Source organism: Flexivirga sp., assembly GCF_035551235.1.
Classification (GTDB): Bacteria; Actinomycetota; Actinomycetes; order Actinomycetales; family Dermatophilaceae; genus Flexivirga.
The window spans coordinates 125,100-143,142 of record NZ_DASZNO010000038.1 but is presented as its reverse complement, the minus strand read 5'-3'; the positions used below and the strand labels follow the sequence as shown (position 1 = coordinate 143,142).

The window sequence follows — 18,043 nt, the reverse complement described above, 5'->3', positions numbered from 1 at the left end:
TTCATCGTCTGCGATGCCCTACCTGGACGAAGCCGGACTCGACGACCCGGACGAGCTCGCACGCCGGGACTCCCGCGAAACACTGCGTGCGCTGGCGACCGCCGGAGCGCAGGTCCGTGAGGCGGTGACGCTGTCGACCGAGGGCGGCATCGATCGCGTCGCGTATGGCGAGCGCCCCCGGTCGGTCGTGGTGGCCGCCCTCGGTGGCAGCGCCGTCGTCGCCGACGTGCTGGAGATGCTGGCCGAACCGTCGTCGCCGGTGCCGGTGACGGTGCGTCGAAACCTGCCGCTGCCCGGCTGGGTCGGCTCGCTCGACCTGGTGATCGCCGTGTCGTTGTCCGGGCGGGCCGAAGGGCCCGTCGCTGTCGCCCGTGAGGCGGCCCGCCGCGGCGCCGCGCTGCTCACGGTCGGTGCCGAGGACTCGCCACTGGCCGACATCAGTCGCCGGGCCCGTGGCGTCCACATCGGTGTGGGACACGGCCGTACGTCGTCGCGAACGTCGCTGTGGTCGTTGCTGACACCGGTGTTGATGGCCGGTGACGGTCTGGGATTGATCGACGTGCCGGAGGCTGTGCTCCCCGATGTCGCGGACCGGCTCGACGAGCAGGCCGAAGCCTGCCGGCCGTCCTCCGAATCGTTCGTCAACCCGGCGAAACTGATCGCGGTGCAGCTCGCCGAGACCGTGCCGGTCGTCCTCGGCGACGGCCCGCTCGCCGGTGTCGCAGCGCGACGGGCCGCCGCGATGCTGGCGCAGACGGCGCGCATCCCGGCGACATGGGGAGAGCTGCCGGATGCGGCGTCACAGGTGGTCGCGTGTTTCGACGGACCGTTCACCGCAGGAGGTGGGTCGGGCGCGGCCACCGCGCGGCAGGCGGACATCTTCGCCGACCCGTTCCTGGACGCACCGGCGCAACCCAAGCTCGGCCTGATGATGTTGCGCGACGCGCCGGTGCGTCCGCCGACGCCGGAGAGCGACGCGGCCAACTCGCTGACCGAAGCGGTGCTGGGCACCGCGCGTGGCGCCGGCGCTCATGTGATCGAATCCACAGCGACTGCAGGGCATCCCGTGGCGCGCTTGGCCGAGCTGATGGCGCTGACCGACTTCACGTCGACCTATCTGGCCCTGGGTCTCGGCGTGGATCCTGCCGTGTCACCGCACGTCGCTGACCTGCGCGACCGCACGTCCGATCAGTAGGTCGGTGGCGGCGACGGCCAGCAGCACCACGGCCGTGATCACGAAGACGGGTCGCAGGCCGAGATGGGCTCCGACATACCCGCCCATCAGCGGTCCGGTCACTTGCCCGACGTACTGCGCGGACACCGAGAGGCCGAGTACGCGCCCGACGATCCGGTCGGGCACCCGGTGGCGGATCGCCGCCGTGATCGCCGGCATCAGCCCACCGAGTGCGGCACCCATCAGCAGCCGCAGGATCGCCAGCACCACGACGTTCGGCGCGGCGGCCTGCGCCAGCAGCAGGAGACCGGCGGCCGCGAGGCAGCCGATGATCACGGTGAGATGACCGATGCGGTCGGCCAACCGGCCGAGGCGCGGAGCGGACACGATGCTGCCGGCCGCGCCGAGCGCCATGATCACGCCCGCACCGAAGGACGCGCGATCGGATCCGTCGGTCAGTTCCTGCACGAAGACGGTGATGATCGGCTCGACGGACATGGTGGCGAAGAGCAGCAGGCTGGACGTCACCAGCAGCATCGCCACCACGCCCGGCTGCGGCAGTTGGGACCAGGTGCCGTGGTGCTCGGTCTCCCTGCGCGCCGGCGGTTTCCGGTCCTCGTGCAGCAGTGTCGTCGTGGCGATGAAGGCCAGGAAGATCAGCCCGCCCGCGAGGAAGAAGGTCGTGCGGACCCCCACCAGCTCGGGAGCGAACCCACCGAACAACGGCCCGACGATGTTGCCCGCCATGACGCCACCGGACAGCACACCCAGTGCCCACGCACTGCGCTCCTTCGGTGTCTGCGCAGCGACGAGAATCGTCGAACCGGAGGCATAACCACCGAGCAGGCCTGTCAACAGTCGCAATCCGACCAGTTGCCAGACGTTCTGCGCGAGTCCGATGCACGACATCACGATCGCCATCCCGAGGCTGGCGCGGATGAGCATGGACTTGCGGCCGAAGCGATCGCCCAGGGCACCCCATAGCGGCGCGGTGAGTGCGGCGGTGAAGAACGTCGCGCTGTAGGCGATGCCGGACCAGCGCAACACCGAGTCCCGGTCGTGCACGCCCAGCTCTTCGACGAAGATCGGCAGGTAGGGGATGAGCATCGTCATGGCGACGATGGTCGTGAACGAACCGCCCACGCAGACAACGAGATTCCGTCGCCACCGGGTGTCCTCCGCCATGGGGCAAGACTGCTCCGATTCGTCCAATATGTGAACGTGTGTCTCGTATGTCGAGCCACGCGTCACCGTGGAGCGGCGTCGAGGACTCGCGGCATACGCTTGTCCGGTGACGCATTTCGACCTGGCCATCATCGGCACCGGCTCCGGCAACTCACTCGTGACGCCCGACTTCGACGACAAGCGCGTGGCAGTGATCGAGGAGGGCCTCTTCGGCGGAACCTGCCTGAATGTGGGGTGCATCCCCACCAAGATGTTCGTGTATGCCGCGGAGGTCGCCGACGCCATCCGGGAGTCGAGCCGGTATGGCGTGGACTCGACCCTGGACGGCGTGCGCTGGCGCGACATCCGCGATCGCATCTTCGGCCGGATCGACCCGATCGAGGCCGGTGGCCGCGAATACCGGGAGAACGGCTCCAATACGGCGGCCTATGAAGGGCATGCGGAGTTCGTCGGGCCGCGCGAGCTGCGCGTGCAGGTGGGTGACCGGGTCGAGGAGGTGACCGCCGATCAGATCGTGATCGCGGCCGGGTCGCATTCGGTGGTGCCCGAGGCGATTTCGGCGTCCGGGGTGCCGTTCCACACCAGCGACACGATCATGCGCATCGACGAGTTGCCTTCATCGATGGTCATTCTCGGCGGTGGCTTCATCGCCTCGGAATTCGCGCACGTGTTCAGCGCGCTCGGCGTCAAGGTGCGCATCGTCAACCGCGGCTCACAGCTGCTGCGCAAGGAGGACGAGGAGATCAGCGCCGCGTTCACCGAGCTGGCGAAGCGGCAGTGGGAGGTGCACCTCGATGCCAACGTCGTCGGTGCGAAGGAGACGTCCGACGAAGTGGTGCTCGAGCTCGAGTCCGGCGAGCTGATCGGCGGTGAGGTGTTGCTCGTCGCCACCGGACGGCAGCCGAACACCGAGCGACTGGGTCTCGAAAAGGCCGGTGTGACAACGCATTCCGACGGTCGGGTCCAAGTGGACGAGTTCGGCCGCACCAATGTCGAGGGCGTGTGGTCGCTTGGTGACGTGAGTTCGCCATACCAGCTGAAGCACGTGGCCAACCACGAGGCGCGGGTCGTCGCGCACAACCTGGTCCACCCGGACGACCTGCAGGCCTTCGACCACCGGTTCGTGCCGTCCGCGGTGTTCACGCACCCGCAACTCGCCTCGGTCGGTATGACGGAGGCCGCCGCCCGCGAGGCCGGCATCGACGTCACCGTCAAGGTCCAGCGGTATGGCGACACGGCATACGGCTGGGCGATGGAGGACACGACCAGCATCTTCAAAGTGATCGCCGACCGCCATACGAAACTCATCGTCGGTGCGCACGTCATGGGGCCGATGTCCAGCTCGCTGATCCAGCCCATCATCCAGGCGATGAGCTTCGGGCAGACCGCTCCCGAGGTCGCGCGCGGTCAGTACTGGATCCACCCGGCGCTCGCCGAGGTCGTCGAGAACGCACTGCTCGGTCTCGAATTCGACTGACAAGCCCGAAGTTCGGCGGATCGACTCTTGTCGTCAGGGGATGACCGCCCTACTCTTTATCTATGGAGATAGATAAAGGGTTGAATAGAGGTGCGGCGGAGTCGTCGCCGATCGTGTTCACCCTCGATCCGGGCTCGGGGGTGCCCACCTACCGGCAACTGGTGCACCAGGTCGAGCAGGCGTTGCGACTCGGCTATCTCCGGCAGGGCGACCGCCTGCCGAAGGTCCGCGAGGTCGTCGCGCAGCTGGCGGTCAACCCCAACACCGTCCTGAAGGCCTACCGCGACCTCGAGAGCAAAGGCCTCACCGTCGGACGCCCCGGTCAGGGCACGTTCATCGACGGGACGCTGCACCAGATCGACCTGGCGGGCGTGACCGGCCTGCGCAAGGCGCTGCTCTCCTGGTTGCGGGATGCCGACGAGTCCGGGCTCGACCGCGACGGCATCGTCGCGTTGTTCTCGAGCACGATGCGGGATTTTGACGAGCGCCGGGACTGCGGCGCCGACGACGTACGCAGGACGAGGGGCAGCTCATGAGCATCATCGAGACGCACGAGCTCGGGAAGCGTTACGGCCGCACGCAGGCACTGGTCGACTGCACGCTCACGCTCCCGGAGGCCGAGGTGATTGCCCTCGTCGGTCCGAACGGCGCCGGCAAGAGCACCCTGCTCAAGATGATCGTCGGGCTCACCGCACCCACGAGCGGAACCGTCGCCGTTCTGGACGGGCTGCCCGCCGGATGCCCTGCGGCGCTCGACGGCATCGCGTTCGTCGCGCAGGACGCCCCGCTCTACCACCAGCTGTCGGCCGCGGACATGATCCATCTGACACGGAACCTGAATCGGGGATTCGACTCGGCATACGCCCGAAAACGCCTCGCAGAGCTGGGCATCGCGCCACACGTCAAGTCCGGAAAGCTGTCCGGCGGGCAGCAGGCACAGCTGAGTCTGTCGCTGGCGCTCGCCCGCCACCCGCGGTTGCTCGTGCTTGACGAACCGACCGCGTCGCTCGATCCGGTGGCTCGCCACGACTTCATGGCAGCGGCCATGACAGCGATGGCCGAGGAGGGCGTGTCGGTCCTGCTGTCGTCGCACGTACTGCCTGCGTTGGAGCGGGTCGCCGAGCATCTCGTGCTGCTCCGCCAGGGGCAGGTGCGCGTCTGCGGGCCGGTCGACGAGCTGCTGGAGCGCCATCGGTTCGTCACCCTGGCCAGGGACCGGTCGCCCGACCCGCGCTGCCGGGTGGTCCACCGGACTGTCTCCGACGCCCAACAACACCTGCTGGTCGAGATGGATCCGGGCACCCCGTTGCGCTTCGCCGCGCAGTCCCGTGCGGTGAGCCTCGAGGAGTTGAGTCTCGCCTACCTGCGTGGTGATTCGGCGGAAGCCCCGACACTCGAGGTCGTCCCATGAAAGAGCGCAGCGAGCGACCAATGGTTCAGGCGAATGGCAGGACCCGAGGCACGAGGGGCCGGCCATGAGTTCGCGGACATTCGACGTCATACGGCCTGCGGAGCTGCGACCGGTCACCTGGCGGCGACTTGTGTGGGTCAGCTGGCGCCGGCACCGCGGGACGCTTCTTGCGGCGGCTGCGGTCGTCGGTGCCATCGGGATCTACTTGATCGTCACCGGCATACAGCTCAGGTCGGCGTACCACCAGGCCGCCGGTTGCACACCACAGAGCTCGCAGGCGTGCCGCTTCGCGTGGCAGACCTTCCACGACAATCACTCCAACGTCGCGATGCTCAGTGTTGTCTATGTCGTATTGCCTTTGTTGCTAGGAGCATTCGCCGGCGCACCGATCATCGGCCGGGAGCTGGAGTCCGGGACGTTCCGCTTCGTCTGGACTCAGGGCGTCGGGCGGATGCGCTGGGCGATCGCGATGATCTGCGCCGGAGCGATCAGCACCGCTCTCATCACCGGCGTGTTCGGGCTGCTCGTGACCTGGCACGACACACCGCTGTGGTGGGCAGACACCGTGCCGCATCTGCAAGCCGGGGAGTTCTCGGCGACGGGGATCGCGGTGATCGCGTGGGCGCTGCTGGCGTATGCGGCGGCGCTGCTCGCCGGGCTGGTCTTCCGGAAGGTGGTGCCGGCCATCGGCACCGCGTTCGCCGTGACCTTCGGGCTCGCCTTCGTGGCTTCCCAGTTGCGGCAGCACTACCTTCCACCGCTGAAGACCCGCAGCCTCGACCACGTCAACGGGACGATGCAGCTCTCACAGTGGTGGCAGCAGGGCGATACGCGGGTCAGTCAGGAGAGTGTGGACAAGGTGTTGCACGCCGCCGGGATCGGAGCGGGTGCACAGCCGGGAGAGCCCGATCCCACGTCATACCTGCTGCATCACGGGTACACCCAGTGGACCAGTTACCAGCCGGGCAGCCGCTTCTGGGCGTTCCAATGGGTCGAGTTCGGCTGGCTCATGGTGCTGGTCGTGGTGCTGGTCGGTGCGACCTTCGTCCTGTTGCGTCGCCGGGATGCCTGACCACGCGCGCCAGGTGGGAGGCCGCTGCGTATTCGCTGCATAGACTTCGCGCATGGCTGGAGGACTGGTAGCGCTGCTCGACGACGTCGCGGCACTGGCGAAGCTGGCAGCGGCGTCGTTGGACGACGTCGGCGCGGCGACGGGTCGCGCGAGCGCGAAGGCGGTCGGTGTCGTCGTGGACGACACGGCGGTGACCCCGCGGTATGTCGAGGGCCTTGCGGCCAAGCGCGAGCTGCCGATCATCAAGAAGATCGCCATCGGCTCGCTGCGCAACAAGCTGCTGATCATCCTGCCGGTCGCGTTGATCCTCAGTCAGTTCGCCGAGTGGGCGCTGACGCCGATCCTGATGCTCGGGGGCGCGTATCTCAGTTATGAGGGTGCGGAGAAGCTGTGGGAGGCGTTCACCGGGCACCACGAGGAGGCCGACGACGGGCCGAAGGACGAGGGCAAGGTCATCTCCGGCGCGATCCGGACCGACCTGATCCTGTCCGCGGAGATCATGGTGATCGCGCTCAACGAGGTCGATCACGAGCCGTTCGTGTCGCGGGCGGCGATCCTGATGGTCGTCGCGATCCTGATCACCGCGCTCGTCTATGGCGTCGTCGCGCTGATCGTGAAGATGGACGACATCGGTCTCGCGCTCGCCGACGGTGCGACCGGGGCTCGGGAGAAGATCGGCCGCGGCCTGGTCACCGGTATGCCGAAGGTCATGGCCGTCCTGTCGACGGTCGGCATCGTGGCGATGCTCTGGGTCGGCGGGCACATCCTGCTGAACGGTTTCGACGAGCTCGGGTGGCATGCGCCATACAGTCTCGTGCACCAGGTGGAGCACGCCGTGCACGACGCCACCGGTGCGCTCGGCTCGACGCTGGGCTGGGTTGTGAACACGTTCTTCTCGGCGGTCTTCGGTGCGATCGTCGGAGCCATGGTGCTGGTGGTCCTGCACGTCATACCGCGTAGGAGCGGGGCGGCGAAGAAGCACTCGCAGTCGGCTGCATAGGGAGGGGAGAGCCGTGACGACATCGACTCGTGTCCACCCGGCGCTGCGCGTGGGCGTGGCGCTGGTGGTCCTGGGCATCGCCGGGGTGGCGCTGGCAGTGGCCGCAGATCGCGGCAGGTTCGTCTACTTCGCCGGTGCGGTGTGCGTGCTGCTCGGGGTGTGGTGCCTCGTGTGGGCGACGCTGCGGAATTGGCGAGGCATCGTGGCGGGGGTGCTGAGCGCCGTGCTGGTCCTCGGCGCGGCCTTCGTCGCGCTCGACGGCTGGCCGTGGAGCGGCCCCGACAGGTGGCAGTCCGACGGGGCGGTGGCGAGCGATCACGGCGTGGTCGGTGGGCTGCTCTTCTCCGGTGCCGGTGGGCGCGAGCGCAGCACGGGCGAAATGCGTTGGCATTCCCCGGATCCGGAGCGAGACATGCTCGTCGTGGCGACTCCGACAGCGGTCGTGATCAACCACCCGGAGACCGACACGCGTGGGCTGCTGATCGGGTACGAGCCGGGCACCGGCAAGCGGCTGTGGGCGGTGAAGGCTTCGCCATACATTCGCGGCGTGACTTTCCACGGCGACGTGGTGGTGACGACCCAGACCCGCCATTCGCGGTTCAGGGCCGTCGCGTATGACCTGCGGACGGGTGGCACGGTGTGGCAGCGCAGCGGTCTGGCGGCAGCCGAGCTGGACCTGCGTCAGCCGAGAAACTGGTATAGCTGGTTCCAGAGGCCTTCTGCCGGCGTGTTCCTGGCTACCGGTGCAGATCCGGAGCAGCCGGACGAGGTCACGGTGTTGCGCACCGAGGACGGCCGCTCGGTGCTCAAGCCGAAGCATGTTCCGCTCAGTGCGCGTTTCGTCGGGGATACCTGCGTGTCCCTCGACGGCGACACCATGACCGCCGACTCCCTCAACTCGGGCAAGCGGCTCTGGAAGGCAGCGGTGCCACCGACGTTCACCTTCTTCGGCGACGGGTCGTCGATCGTCCTCGCATCCACGGGTGATCCGGCCGTTTTCACCGAGGTTGATGTCCGGAGCGGGACGGTCCACGTGGTGCGCCCGCCCGCCGGCGTCACTGTGGGTGACTTCGACATGCTGGAGCGTCAACGCGGTTCCGCCGTATGGATCCCGGTGCAGATCTCCGGCGGCCTCGGTGTCTGGCGGGTGGGCAGCCGCCAGGTGGTGCCTGTCCCCGAAGCGCAGTCGATAGGGCTCGGCGCGACCGACGCGAACGGCTGGATCGGCTTGTCGGGAACGACCGAGGACGCGGTGGGGGACGAACACGCCGCGTCGTGGGCGGTGTCACCCGGTGGCACGTTGTCCGGACCGTTCCCCGGAAACAGCATCAGCGTCGCACCGGGCATCGCGACAGTTGGCGACACGACCTATCTCACCCGGTCGTGAACCTGTCGCAACGACACTTCGGCGCCGGCCGAGACGATTCCGGCATACGTTCGGCAGATGACTATCGATGAGTTGAACCACACGGACCCCGGCATGCAGATCGAGCGTGCGACCGAGCGCGTGCTGAAGCTGGCCAGGACCTGGATCGCGTGGGACGGACGCCCGCGGCTGGCGGAGGGTGGAGAGCGGATCTATACGCCGCACAAGGTGATTCGCCGGTATGCCGATCACCTGATCGACCATCTCGCACAGGTGGAGGCGTTGCTCGCCGGGGTTCCGACCCGCCCGAACGGATGGTACGAAAGCGTCGTCACCACGGACGCCGACCTTGCTCGCTTCACGGAGGTGGATCTCGTGGAGGCGACCGAGCGACTGACGCGGCTGTCCCGCACGTTCAGCCTGCGGCTCACCGCGGCCGGCCGGCAGGAGTGGGACCGTCCCCGCGGTGCGGACTGGACGCTGCGGGAGATTGCGGACCACGTCGGGAGCGCCTGGTATGCCGAACAGCTCGGCGACCTGTCGAGCTGACCGGCCACACCGGATCGGTGCTCGGTCAGAGCCGCAGGCGATAGACGTTCGTGTCACGCAGCTCGAAGCCGCAGCGCAGGTAGAGCCGGTTGGCGGCTTGCCGGCTGGGGCGCGACGTGAGGTCGACGGTCCGCGCCCCGAGTCGGCGGGCGTGGTCGACGGCGGCCCGCACGAGGGCGCTGCCGGTGCCGGACCCACGGGCGAAGGAGGAGACGACCACATCCTCTATCCACGCCCGGGTGCCGGTCGGGATCGGGAACGTGGCGAGGGTGAGCATCCCGACCACATCGCCGTCGACCGACGCGGTGAAGAGGTCGATGGCGTCGTGGGCGACCAGCGCCTCGAGTGCGTCGTATCGCAACGAGGGCGCCGACGAGGACAGCTCGGCAACCAATTGCATTACGGCAGAATGCAACTCAGGCGTTACTTCACGAACGAGGACGACGTTGGCCTCGCGCCGGGAACTCACTGTCACAGACTCACGGTATGTGACTCGCGGGTCGCATGAGGCTTTGTTGCTGAACGGGACCAGGCCCGCGGTGGGCGATGACGTCAGCCGCGACCGGCCCGTGTCGCGAGGCTCGCCCACTCGGTGATCGGCACCGGCAGATCGTCCAGAGGGAACCAGCAGACCCCGTCGATCTCCCCGTCGTCGGGGCTGGTCGGGTCCGGCCGCGCGCCGGTGAACGTGCCGGCGAACAGGATGCGTATGCCGTGCCACTCGACACCGTCGGTCGCGGTGTAGGTGTCGGAATGGATCGCCAGCACGGGACCGATGGTGGGACTGAGCGCGGTCTCCTCGCGGCATTCGCGTGCTGCGGCAGTGGCGGGATCCTCGCCAAAATGGACGCCACCGCCGGGCAGTGTCCACTTGTCCTGAGCGGGTCCGCTCGAGACCTGGTGGGAGAGCAGGATGGCGCCGTCGTGGACGCATACGGCATACGCACTCACTCGGACGGCTCGCGATGCGCGCTCATCGGCCCCGCGTGGAGGAGTAGTTGCGGAGAACTGTCCGGCTGCGAATTCCTTGACGAAATCGAGCTGTTCGGGCGTTTCGATGGCCCGGACGTCGTACCGATCGCGGACGAGGGCGATGGCGGCAGCGGCGGACAGGCCGTCCAGGACCGCGAGACAGGCGAGGGCCGTGCCGGTGCGGCCGAGCCCACCGAGGCACGCGATTTCGACGCGTTCGTCGGCGGCGCGCTGCCAGGCGGAGCGGAGTGCCTCGCGTGCGCCGGCCGGGTCGACGGGCAGCCCGAAGTCGGTCCATTCGACCCAGATGTGATCCCACGACGGCCGGTCGGCCGGAGGTGACGCCAGCAGGTACAGGCCGAACTCGGGGTCCGGCGACGACTCGGGATCAGCGCTCAAGCCCCGACCCCGCACCGTGTGGCCGGACGGCAGCGTCAGGATGCCGCGGTCCGTCGGGTGCCAGTGCGTCATGCGCTCACCGTATGTCGGTGGCCGGGGCGTCGGCTACGCCGCCGGGTGGCGTATGTCGTGGGGGCGTGCCTTCCTCGCTCGGTGGGCGTATGGCATGGGGCGTCGGCTGCGCCGCCGTGCCGGGGATGGGGCATCGGCTGCGCCGCCGTGCCGGGGATGGGGCGTCGGCTGCGCCGCCGTGCCGGTCTCACTCCGTTCGCTCCGCTGGCGCTCCGCTCACTGCATAGGCCCGGCCCGGCGACGCACCCGACGCCAGCTGGCGCGCGCCTTCTCGTTCGGTTGGGTCATCGATCGTTGGCCAGCCTTCGTGCCGGTCGCGGGTCGAGTGTGGCCAACCCTGTGGGTTGAGCGCCGCCCTGAGTAGCCGTGAGGGACGAGCGGCGTATCGAAGGGTAGGGCGGGGGAGCGCAGCGGAGGAGGCCGTATCGAAACCCCAGGACTTATCCACATCCCCTCGACCACGAACCCCGGCACGGAGGGGGATGTGGATAACACTCGACCACGAAAGCCGTTGTGTTCCAGCACTATTCGTGAAATACTCGAACACATGGACGACACACTGCGACACGCGACAGGCACCCCGGTGGGTGTCCTTGATGCGTCGGCGGTGCGCGCGTTCCACGATCGGCTTGACGCCCCGATCACCACCGGTGACCCCTGGGCTGAAGTACGAGCGCTGGAAGAGCTGCGTAACGCGATCAGTGCCCGGCAGGCGCGGGCGGTCGTGGCCGCCAGCGAGGCGCAGCGGGCGTGTGATGTTCCGCGGGGTGTTGAGGAGGCGGTGACGTCGCGGAAGGTCGGGGCGGATGTCGGGTTCGCGCGGCGGGGTACCCCGCACGCGGGATCGGTGTTCCTGAACGTCGCGAGAGTGTTGACCGCGGATATGCCGCACACGTTGACGGCGTTGGCGGCCGGGGTGATCTCCGAGTGGGACGCCACCCGGCTGGTCCGCGAGACCGCGGGCTTGTCCCGGGACGGTCGTGCCGCGGTCGACGCCGGCATCGCCGACCAACTCGGGCAAGTCGCTTCATCGCGGCTGCTCACCGCGGCGCGGGAGCACGCGTACCGGGCCGACCCCGACGCGGTCCGGGCCCGCCGGGTGAGGTCCGAATCGCAGCGGCGGGTGACGATGCGGCCGGCACCGGACTGTATGGCGTACCTGACCGCGTTCCTCCCCGTGAAGGACGCCCTGGCCTGTATGGCCGCACTCAACGACGCCGCCGACACTGCAGCCGCCGAAGCACGCGAAGCTGGCACAGCGGCCGCAGGTGCAGGGGCCGGCCAGGCAGGAGACTCGGAAACCGGCGCCACCTCGAAGGGTGCGGCCTCGAAGGGCGCAGCTTTCTCCCGCGCCCGGGTGATGGCCGACACCCTGGTGGAGCGGGTCACCGGTCGTCGCCGGTCCGATCCCACGAATGTGAGCGTGAACCTGTTGATGCCGTTGGACACGCTGACCGGGGATGCGCCGGGACATGTGCCCGGGTACGGGCCGGTGCCGGCCGATCTTGTCCGCGAATGGTTCAGTCGGGGTGACCCGACCGGTCCGTTGGTGCGCCGGTTGTTCACCTATCCGGGGACGGGGGACATCGTCGGGATGGAGTCGAAGGCCCGCCGGTACCCGGGGTTGCTGGCGTTGCTGATTCTGTTGCGGGATCAGGTGTGCCGGACCCCGTGGTGCGGTGCGCCGGTGCGGCATACCGACCACATCCGTTCCCACGCCACCGGCGGGGCCACCAGCGAACGCAACGGTGAAGGGCTGTGCGCCCGGTGCAACTACATCAAGGAGCACCCCGACCGGCAGGTGACCGGCGACGGAAGCCAGACGACCACCGAATCTGCCGGATTCACCGTGCAGAGTTACCCGCCCGCACCACCGGGGATGCCCCCACCCACACGATCAGCACTGGAGCGATGGCTGATGGAAATCACCTGGCCAGGCGCACCCCCAAGACGAGCCGCTACGCGACCGGACGAAGATGCCCTCGACGACTGAAGGTCACGGGGAGCGGTCGGACAACCAGCGGGGGAGATGGGTTGCGATCGCGACCTGGTCGTGGATCTCGCGCAATTGGCGTGGCGCTTGCGCACGGGCTTGGTCGACGCGCCGCGGATCGGCGTCCTGGAGTCCGGCCGCGATGCGGAGACACCGGTCGAGCCAGTCGATACCGATGATCAGATCGACGCCGAGCAACTCGCGCGCTGGTTCGACGACCTCGCCGCCTGCCTCGGCATACGACGCCAGAAAGGCTCGCACCACTGCGGGTTCGCTCCAATCGGCCAAGGGCAACGCCGTTCGCAGCGCTTCCTCGGCAGGCACCCACGGTGCTGCGACGTCCCAGTCGACCAACCACGGAGTCCCGCCGGCGAGCAGCAGGTTCTTCTGATCGACGTCGCCGTGCGACATGACCTGTCGTCCCTCGGTCGCCGGCCGCTGGTCGAACCAGCTCCGCACAACAGCGATGTCCGGCGCCACGAACTCCGCGGCGTCCGCGTATGGCGAACCCACCTGACGCAGTGTCGTGACAAGTCCGGTCCAACCATCACAGGTCGTGGTCGTCGGCACCGGGAAGACGCCGGTGTGAGCCGGCGCGGCCCGCAGCGCATGCATCGTCGCCAGGTCCCGGGCAACCGCACGTGCGACATCGGGTGAGACCGGGCCGTCCGGACACGGAACGGCATCCGTGACCCACTCGTGAACTCGAAAGGTCCGCCCTTCGACGTCGACCAACGCTTCGCCGGCAGGTGTCAGAACGAGCCGTGGTGCTTGGACGCCGGCCGTGACCGCGGCGTGCTCGAAACTGATTGCCTCATCGAGCCATTCGCGCCAGAACGGGTCGTTCCACGGGTTGAGCATCTCTTTCACGGCGAAGTTTCCACCGGTGGTCCGCACCGACCACATGCGGTTGGACCACGCCCGCCCGACGCGCTCGACCGCCACGACGGTGTCGGGGACTCCGAACGCAGTCAGCACGCGACACATCAGCACGACGTCGCGTCCTGGTCGCTCAGCAGTCGGCATGTCGGTCACGCGTGGAACTGGTAAGACACGGCCACCGGTCACTCCTGCCCCGAAACGGCGGGAAGGCCCGGCAACCAACCTGGCGCACGGGTGACGAAGTCGTCCCGCGAAAGGGCACCGGCTCCAGCGGGTATGGCGCCAAGCAGCGCCACGGACCCGGCCTCGAAGTCGGCGCGGTTACTCGTCTCCACCAATGATGGCTCAACAGGCCACGATCCGATGACCAGGCCGAGGGGACGAATACCCCTCGCCTGCAACGCTTCCAGGGTGAGCGCCGTGTGGTTGAGGGTGCCGAGCGCGGACCGCACCACCACGACGACGGGCGCGTCGAGCACGCCCGCGAGAGTGGCGATCGTGTCGCCCGCTTCGGTGAGTTCCACGAGCAGGCCACCCGCACCCTCGACGAGCACGACGTCGGACGACTCCTGCAGACCATGGATCCGAGCAATGTGATCGTCGAGCGTCGGCAGCGTGGCGTCCTCCAGCACGGCAGCCGGACGTGGAGCCATCGCAGCCTGTAGTCGCACGCCGTCATACCCGGGAACATCCGCCAGTTGCGAGATCACCGCGACATCACCGGGCTGGTCATCGGTGACTCCGGTCTGCGTCGGCTTGTAGACGACGACGGTCTTGCCACGCGAACGCCAGGTCGCCGAGATCGCCGCAGTGACAATGGTTTTGCCGACATCTGTGTCCGTGCCGGACACGCACAGAACACTCATTGCGGCACCCGCTCGAAACGCTGAGCTACCGCATGCACGCGTGCAGCGGCGGAATCGACAACATCGAGCGGCAGGTCGGCACGCGCGGTGATGCGCAAGCGCGACACACCGTCCGGGACACTCGGCGGACGGAAGCAGCCGACGAGGATCCCGGCCGCGCGCAACTCCTCGCGCGCCGCGACCGCGTCGAGAGGGCCGGGCATCGGCACCGACTGGACGGCTCCTGCGGCGCGGGAGATGCCGCACCGACTGGCAATGATCGCCGCCCGATCGTGCACTCCGGATGCGAGGTTCGTCTCCGCCGTGACGATCCGAGCAGCCTCCGCGGCGGCACCCGCCGCGGCCGGTGCGAGCCCGGTGTCGAAGATGAACGACCGCGCCGTGTTGACCAAGTGACGCCGTAGCGCAGAACTTCCCAGCACCGCACCGCCTTGTGCGCCAAGGGATTTCGACAGCGTCGCCGTCACCACCAGGTCACGCGATCCGGTGAGTCCGAGCGCGTTTACCAGGCCGCGACCGTCACCGGCCACGCCGATGCCATGCGCCTCGTCGACGAGCAGCAGCGCGTCGTGCGCGCGGCACACGGCATACAACTCGGCCAGCGGTGCGGCATCGCCGAGCACCGAATAGATCGACTCCACCGCGACGAGCACCCGCACGCCACCAAGTTCACCCAGCCGACGGTCCAGCTCCGCCGGATCGTTGTGAGTGAAGACGTCGTATGGCGAACGCGACATCCGTGCCGCGTCATGCAGTGAAGCGTGCGCGTGCGCGTCGAGCAGGATGTGCGCCCCGCGCCCGGTCAATGCCGAGGCAGCGCCGAGGTTCGCCGCGTAGCCGCTCGAAAACGCAAGCGCCGCAGGCTGTTCCGTAAGAGCGACCAGCGCACTCTCCAGCTCACGATGCACCGGAAGGGTGCCGGTCACCAGACGGGATGCGGCGGCCGAGGCGCCATACCGCTCGGTGGCAGCCACCGCCGCGCCGATGACTCGCGGATCGCGAGCCAGTCCGAGGTAGTCGTTCGACGCCAGGTCGATCATCGAGTCGTCCCGCACCACCGGATCAGTGCGCTCGACGCCACGCTCGTGACGCAGCGCCGCGCGCTCGGCGAGCCAGTCGTCCCAGGTCATGGGTGGACCTCACGCACCGCCGCAACCATCCCGGCACAGATCGTCGCGACCTCATCCTCCGTGCAGACGTATGGCGGCATCGCATAGACCAGGTCACGAAAAGGCCTGACCCACACGCTGTTTCGCACCGCAGCGGCCGTGATCGCCGGAACGTCCACGGCTCGGTCGAGCTGTATGACGCCAACCGCGCCGACCGTACGCACGTCTCGCACCGACTCGAGGTCGAGCGCTGCCGAGAGCCCCGCACGGAGACCGGAACCGACGCGGGCAACATCGGCCGCCCACGAGTCAGCCAACAGATCGAGAGACGCCGACGCCACCGCACAAGCCAGCGGATTGGCCATGAAGGTCGGCCCGTGCAACAGCGCGCCGAACGACGACTCGGTGATCGCCGCACCGACCCGTGACGTCATCAGCACGGCGGCGAGCGACAGGTAACCACCGGTCAATGCCTTCCCGACGCACATGACGTCCGGAGCCACGTCGGCCCACTCGCACGCGAAAAGCCTTCCGGTGCGGCCGAATCCGGTCGCAATCTCGTCGGCAACAAGCAGCATCCCGTGCTCGTCGGCCACGTCGCGCATCACCCGCACGCAGCGCGGGTCGTAAGGACGCATCCCACCGGCCCCCTGCAGCACGGGCTCGACCACCACAGCGGCGAGCTCACTCGCGTGCGCGGCTGCGAGCGCCCGGAACTCCCGCGACCACTGGTCGAATTCGGCCTCGTCCGTCACCCACTGCTCGTGGCCATCGTTCACTTCGAGGCGCGCCAGCGGCGGACGCGGCGCGAACACGTGTGAGGCAAGCACGCCCGGGAAGGCGGAGTGCATGCCGTCGACCGGGTCGCACACGCTCATCGCGGCGAACGTGTCACCGTGATAGCCGCCCCGGACGGTCAGGAACCGTTGTCGCCCAGGGCATCCGGAGGCGGCTTGGAACTGCAGCGCGAGCTTCAGCGCCACCTCCACCGACACCGACCCGGAGTCGGCGAAGAACACGTGCGCCATCGGTCCCGGCGCCATCGCGACGAGCCGCTCCGCGAGCGCCACAGCCGGCTCGTGCGTCAGCCCGCCGAACATGACGTGGCTGAAATCGTCGATCTGGCGGTGCGCCGCGGCATCGAGTGCCGGGTGCCGATAACCATGCACCGCACACCACCAGGACGCCATCGCGTCGACGACCTCGGCCGAGGTCCCGTCCGGACAGTCCAGGGACAGGCGCACCCCGGAAGCCCCCAAAACGGCATACGGGGCAGGGCCGTTCAGCGGCGCGTACGGATGCCAGACCAGCCCGCGATCGCGCAGCGCGGTGTCCCCGCCGGTGCGGGTGGGAAGGGTCGATGCCTCACGCATTCGGCTGGAGCTCGGTCCCCGCGCCGCGGCGCCGGATGGCTGGATCGTGCGAGCCCTCCTGGTCTCGATACGCGGCTCGTTCCTCGCCGCTACTCGACTCGCTTTCGGCGCCCAGCACCACGAAACCGTTGTCCTTGATCATGGCGAGGTCGGCTTCGGCGGCCTGCCCCTCGGACGTGAGGTAGTCACCCAGGAAGATCGAGTTGGCCAGGTGCAACGCCTGCGCCTGCAACGAGCGCAGGTGCATCTCGCGGCCGCCTGCGATGCGAATCTCCTTGTCCGGGCGGACAATCCGGGCCATCGCGAGGATCTTCAGGCAGCGCAACGGCGTCAGCTCCCAGGTGTCCTCGAACGGTGTGCCGTCGAAGGGCATCAGGAAGTTGACCGGGATCGAGTCCGAGCCGATCTCGCGCAGTGCGAAGAGCGCCTCGACCAGTTGCTCGTCGCTCTCGCCGAGTCCGGCGATCAGGCCGGAGCAGGGGGAGAGGCCGGCCGATTTGGCCTGCTGGACCGTGTTGACCCGATCGGCATACGAGTGGGTCGTGACGATCGAGTCATGGTGGGACTCGGCGGTGTTGATGTTGTGGTTGTAGGCATCGACCCCCGCCGCGCGCAGTGTGTCCGCCTGCCCCTCCTTCAAGAGGCCGAGGCACGCGCAGACCTCGACCTCGGGATGTTCCGATTTCAGGGCCGTCACCATCGAGGACACCCGGTCGACGTCGCGATTCGTCGGACCGCGGCCACTGCTGACCATGCAGATCCGGGTTGCACCACCGCGCAGGCCGGCCGCCGCCTGCTCGATCGCCTCGTCGGTCTTGAGCCACTTGTACTTCAGGATGTCGGCGTCCGAACCGAGTGCCTGCGAGCAGTAGTGGCAGTCCTCGGGGCACAGGCCCGACTTCAGATTGACCAGGTAGTTGACCTTGACCGTGTTGCCGAAGTGCGCGCGCCGCAACCGGGAGATCGAAGCGGTCAGCGCCAGCACCTCGTCGTCCGGTGCGCGCAACACGGCCAGCGCATCGTCGGCTGTCGCCTGCGCACCTGCGAGAATCTGGGTGACGCGGTCGTCGAGGGACGAAGTATTATTGAACACCGTTCAAGTATGCCGCGAGAGACCCGCGAACGAAACCCAGGAGGTGGGAT

Annotated in this window: 17 protein-coding genes; 9 read left to right on the top strand and 8 right to left on the bottom strand. The window is 68.3% G+C overall.

Annotated features, from left to right (window positions below; translation table 11 throughout):
• Positions 1 to 13: 13 nt before the first annotated feature.
• Entirely contained in the window at positions 14 to 1,195 is a 1,182-nt protein-coding gene (locus VG502_RS13485) for an SIS domain-containing protein (RefSeq protein ID WP_325550579.1), read from the top strand.
• Here VG502_RS13485 and VG502_RS13480 read toward each other — a convergent pair.
• A complete protein-coding gene (locus tag VG502_RS13480) occupies positions 1,151 to 2,359 on the bottom strand; it encodes an MFS transporter (RefSeq protein WP_325550578.1) in 1,209 nt (402 codons plus the stop codon). The genes VG502_RS13485 and VG502_RS13480 overlap by 45 nt on opposite strands.
• A gap of 106 nt (positions 2,360 to 2,465) precedes the next feature.
• Here VG502_RS13480 and VG502_RS13475 point away from each other — a divergent pair, with 106 nt between their 5' ends.
• From VG502_RS13475 to VG502_RS13445, 7 genes are all read left to right on the top strand, one after another.
• Positions 2,466 to 3,836: a mycothione reductase gene (locus VG502_RS13475; RefSeq protein WP_325550577.1), complete on the top strand. Its 1,371-nt coding sequence runs from the start codon at positions 2,466 to 2,468 to the stop codon at positions 3,834 to 3,836.
• 62 nt (positions 3,837 to 3,898) lie between these two features.
• Positions 3,899 to 4,372 (top strand): GntR family transcriptional regulator, encoded by a 474-nt coding sequence (locus tag VG502_RS13470; RefSeq protein WP_325550576.1) that lies wholly within the window; start codon positions 3,899 to 3,901, stop codon positions 4,370 to 4,372.
• Positions 4,369 to 5,247, top strand: coding sequence for an ABC transporter ATP-binding protein (locus VG502_RS13465; RefSeq protein ID WP_325550575.1), 879 nt, complete (start codon positions 4,369 to 4,371; stop codon positions 5,245 to 5,247). The genes VG502_RS13470 and VG502_RS13465 overlap by 4 nt, the downstream gene beginning before the upstream one ends.
• A 64-nt stretch (positions 5,248 to 5,311) precedes the next feature.
• Entirely contained in the window at positions 5,312 to 6,319 is a 1,008-nt protein-coding gene (locus VG502_RS13460; RefSeq protein WP_325550574.1) for an ABC transporter permease subunit, read from the top strand.
• 52 nt (positions 6,320 to 6,371) lie between these two features.
• On the top strand, positions 6,372 to 7,319 hold the full coding sequence (locus tag VG502_RS13455) for a DUF808 domain-containing protein (protein WP_325550573.1): 948 nt from the start codon (positions 6,372 to 6,374) through the stop codon (positions 7,317 to 7,319).
• Between the two features lie 13 nt (positions 7,320 to 7,332).
• Positions 7,333 to 8,706 (top strand): PQQ-binding-like beta-propeller repeat protein, encoded by a 1,374-nt coding sequence (locus tag VG502_RS13450; RefSeq protein ID WP_325550572.1) that lies wholly within the window; start codon positions 7,333 to 7,335, stop codon positions 8,704 to 8,706.
• 57 nt (positions 8,707 to 8,763) lie between these two features.
• Positions 8,764 to 9,234 carry a flavin monoamine oxidase family protein gene (locus tag VG502_RS13445; RefSeq protein WP_325550571.1) on the top strand — a complete coding sequence of 157 codons (471 nt, stop codon included), beginning with the start codon at positions 8,764 to 8,766 and terminating at the stop codon, positions 9,232 to 9,234.
• A gap of 25 nt (positions 9,235 to 9,259) precedes the next feature.
• Here VG502_RS13445 and VG502_RS13440 read toward each other — a convergent pair whose 3' ends face one another.
• The gene (locus VG502_RS13440) at positions 9,260 to 9,634 is read right to left on the bottom strand and encodes a GNAT family N-acetyltransferase (RefSeq protein WP_325550570.1); all 375 of its coding nucleotides are present in this window, start codon (positions 9,632 to 9,634) and stop codon (positions 9,260 to 9,262) included.
• 152 nt (positions 9,635 to 9,786) lie between these two features.
• On the bottom strand, positions 9,787 to 10,677 hold the full coding sequence (locus tag VG502_RS13435; protein ID WP_325550569.1) for an NUDIX domain-containing protein: 891 nt from the start codon (positions 10,675 to 10,677) through the stop codon (positions 9,787 to 9,789).
• A 547-nt stretch (positions 10,678 to 11,224) separates the two neighbouring features.
• On the opposite strand from VG502_RS13435, the gene VG502_RS13430 reads away from it, so the two are divergent.
• On the top strand, positions 11,225 to 12,670 hold the full coding sequence (locus VG502_RS13430) for an HNH endonuclease (RefSeq protein ID WP_325550568.1): 1,446 nt from the start codon (positions 11,225 to 11,227) through the stop codon (positions 12,668 to 12,670).
• A gap of 3 nt (positions 12,671 to 12,673) precedes the next feature.
• Here the strand turns inward: VG502_RS13430 and VG502_RS13425 are convergent, their stop codons facing one another.
• Genes VG502_RS13425 through bioB form a run of 5 tightly spaced genes read right to left on the bottom strand, consistent with a single transcriptional unit; the run spans position 12,674 to position 17,993 of the window.
• Complete coding sequence (locus tag VG502_RS13425) at positions 12,674 to 13,696, bottom strand: phosphotransferase (protein ID WP_325550728.1); 1,023 nt, start codon at positions 13,694 to 13,696, stop codon at positions 12,674 to 12,676.
• A 38-nt stretch (positions 13,697 to 13,734) separates the two neighbouring features.
• Entirely contained in the window at positions 13,735 to 14,403 is a 669-nt protein-coding gene (gene bioD / locus VG502_RS13420; protein ID WP_325550567.1) for a dethiobiotin synthase, read from the bottom strand.
• 11 nt (positions 14,404 to 14,414) lie between these two features.
• A complete protein-coding gene (locus tag VG502_RS13415) occupies positions 14,415 to 15,548 on the bottom strand; it encodes an 8-amino-7-oxononanoate synthase (protein WP_325550566.1) in 1,134 nt (377 codons plus the stop codon).
• Positions 15,545 to 16,900, bottom strand: coding sequence for an adenosylmethionine--8-amino-7-oxononanoate transaminase (locus VG502_RS13410; protein ID WP_325550565.1), 1,356 nt, complete (start codon positions 16,898 to 16,900; stop codon positions 15,545 to 15,547). The genes VG502_RS13415 and VG502_RS13410 overlap by 4 nt, the downstream gene beginning before the upstream one ends.
• Positions 16,893 to 17,993 carry a biotin synthase BioB gene (gene bioB, locus VG502_RS13405; protein ID WP_325550564.1) on the bottom strand — a complete coding sequence of 367 codons (1,101 nt, stop codon included), beginning with the start codon at positions 17,991 to 17,993 and terminating at the stop codon, positions 16,893 to 16,895. The genes VG502_RS13410 and bioB overlap by 8 nt, the downstream gene beginning before the upstream one ends.
• Between the last annotated feature and the right edge of the window lie 50 nt (positions 17,994 to 18,043).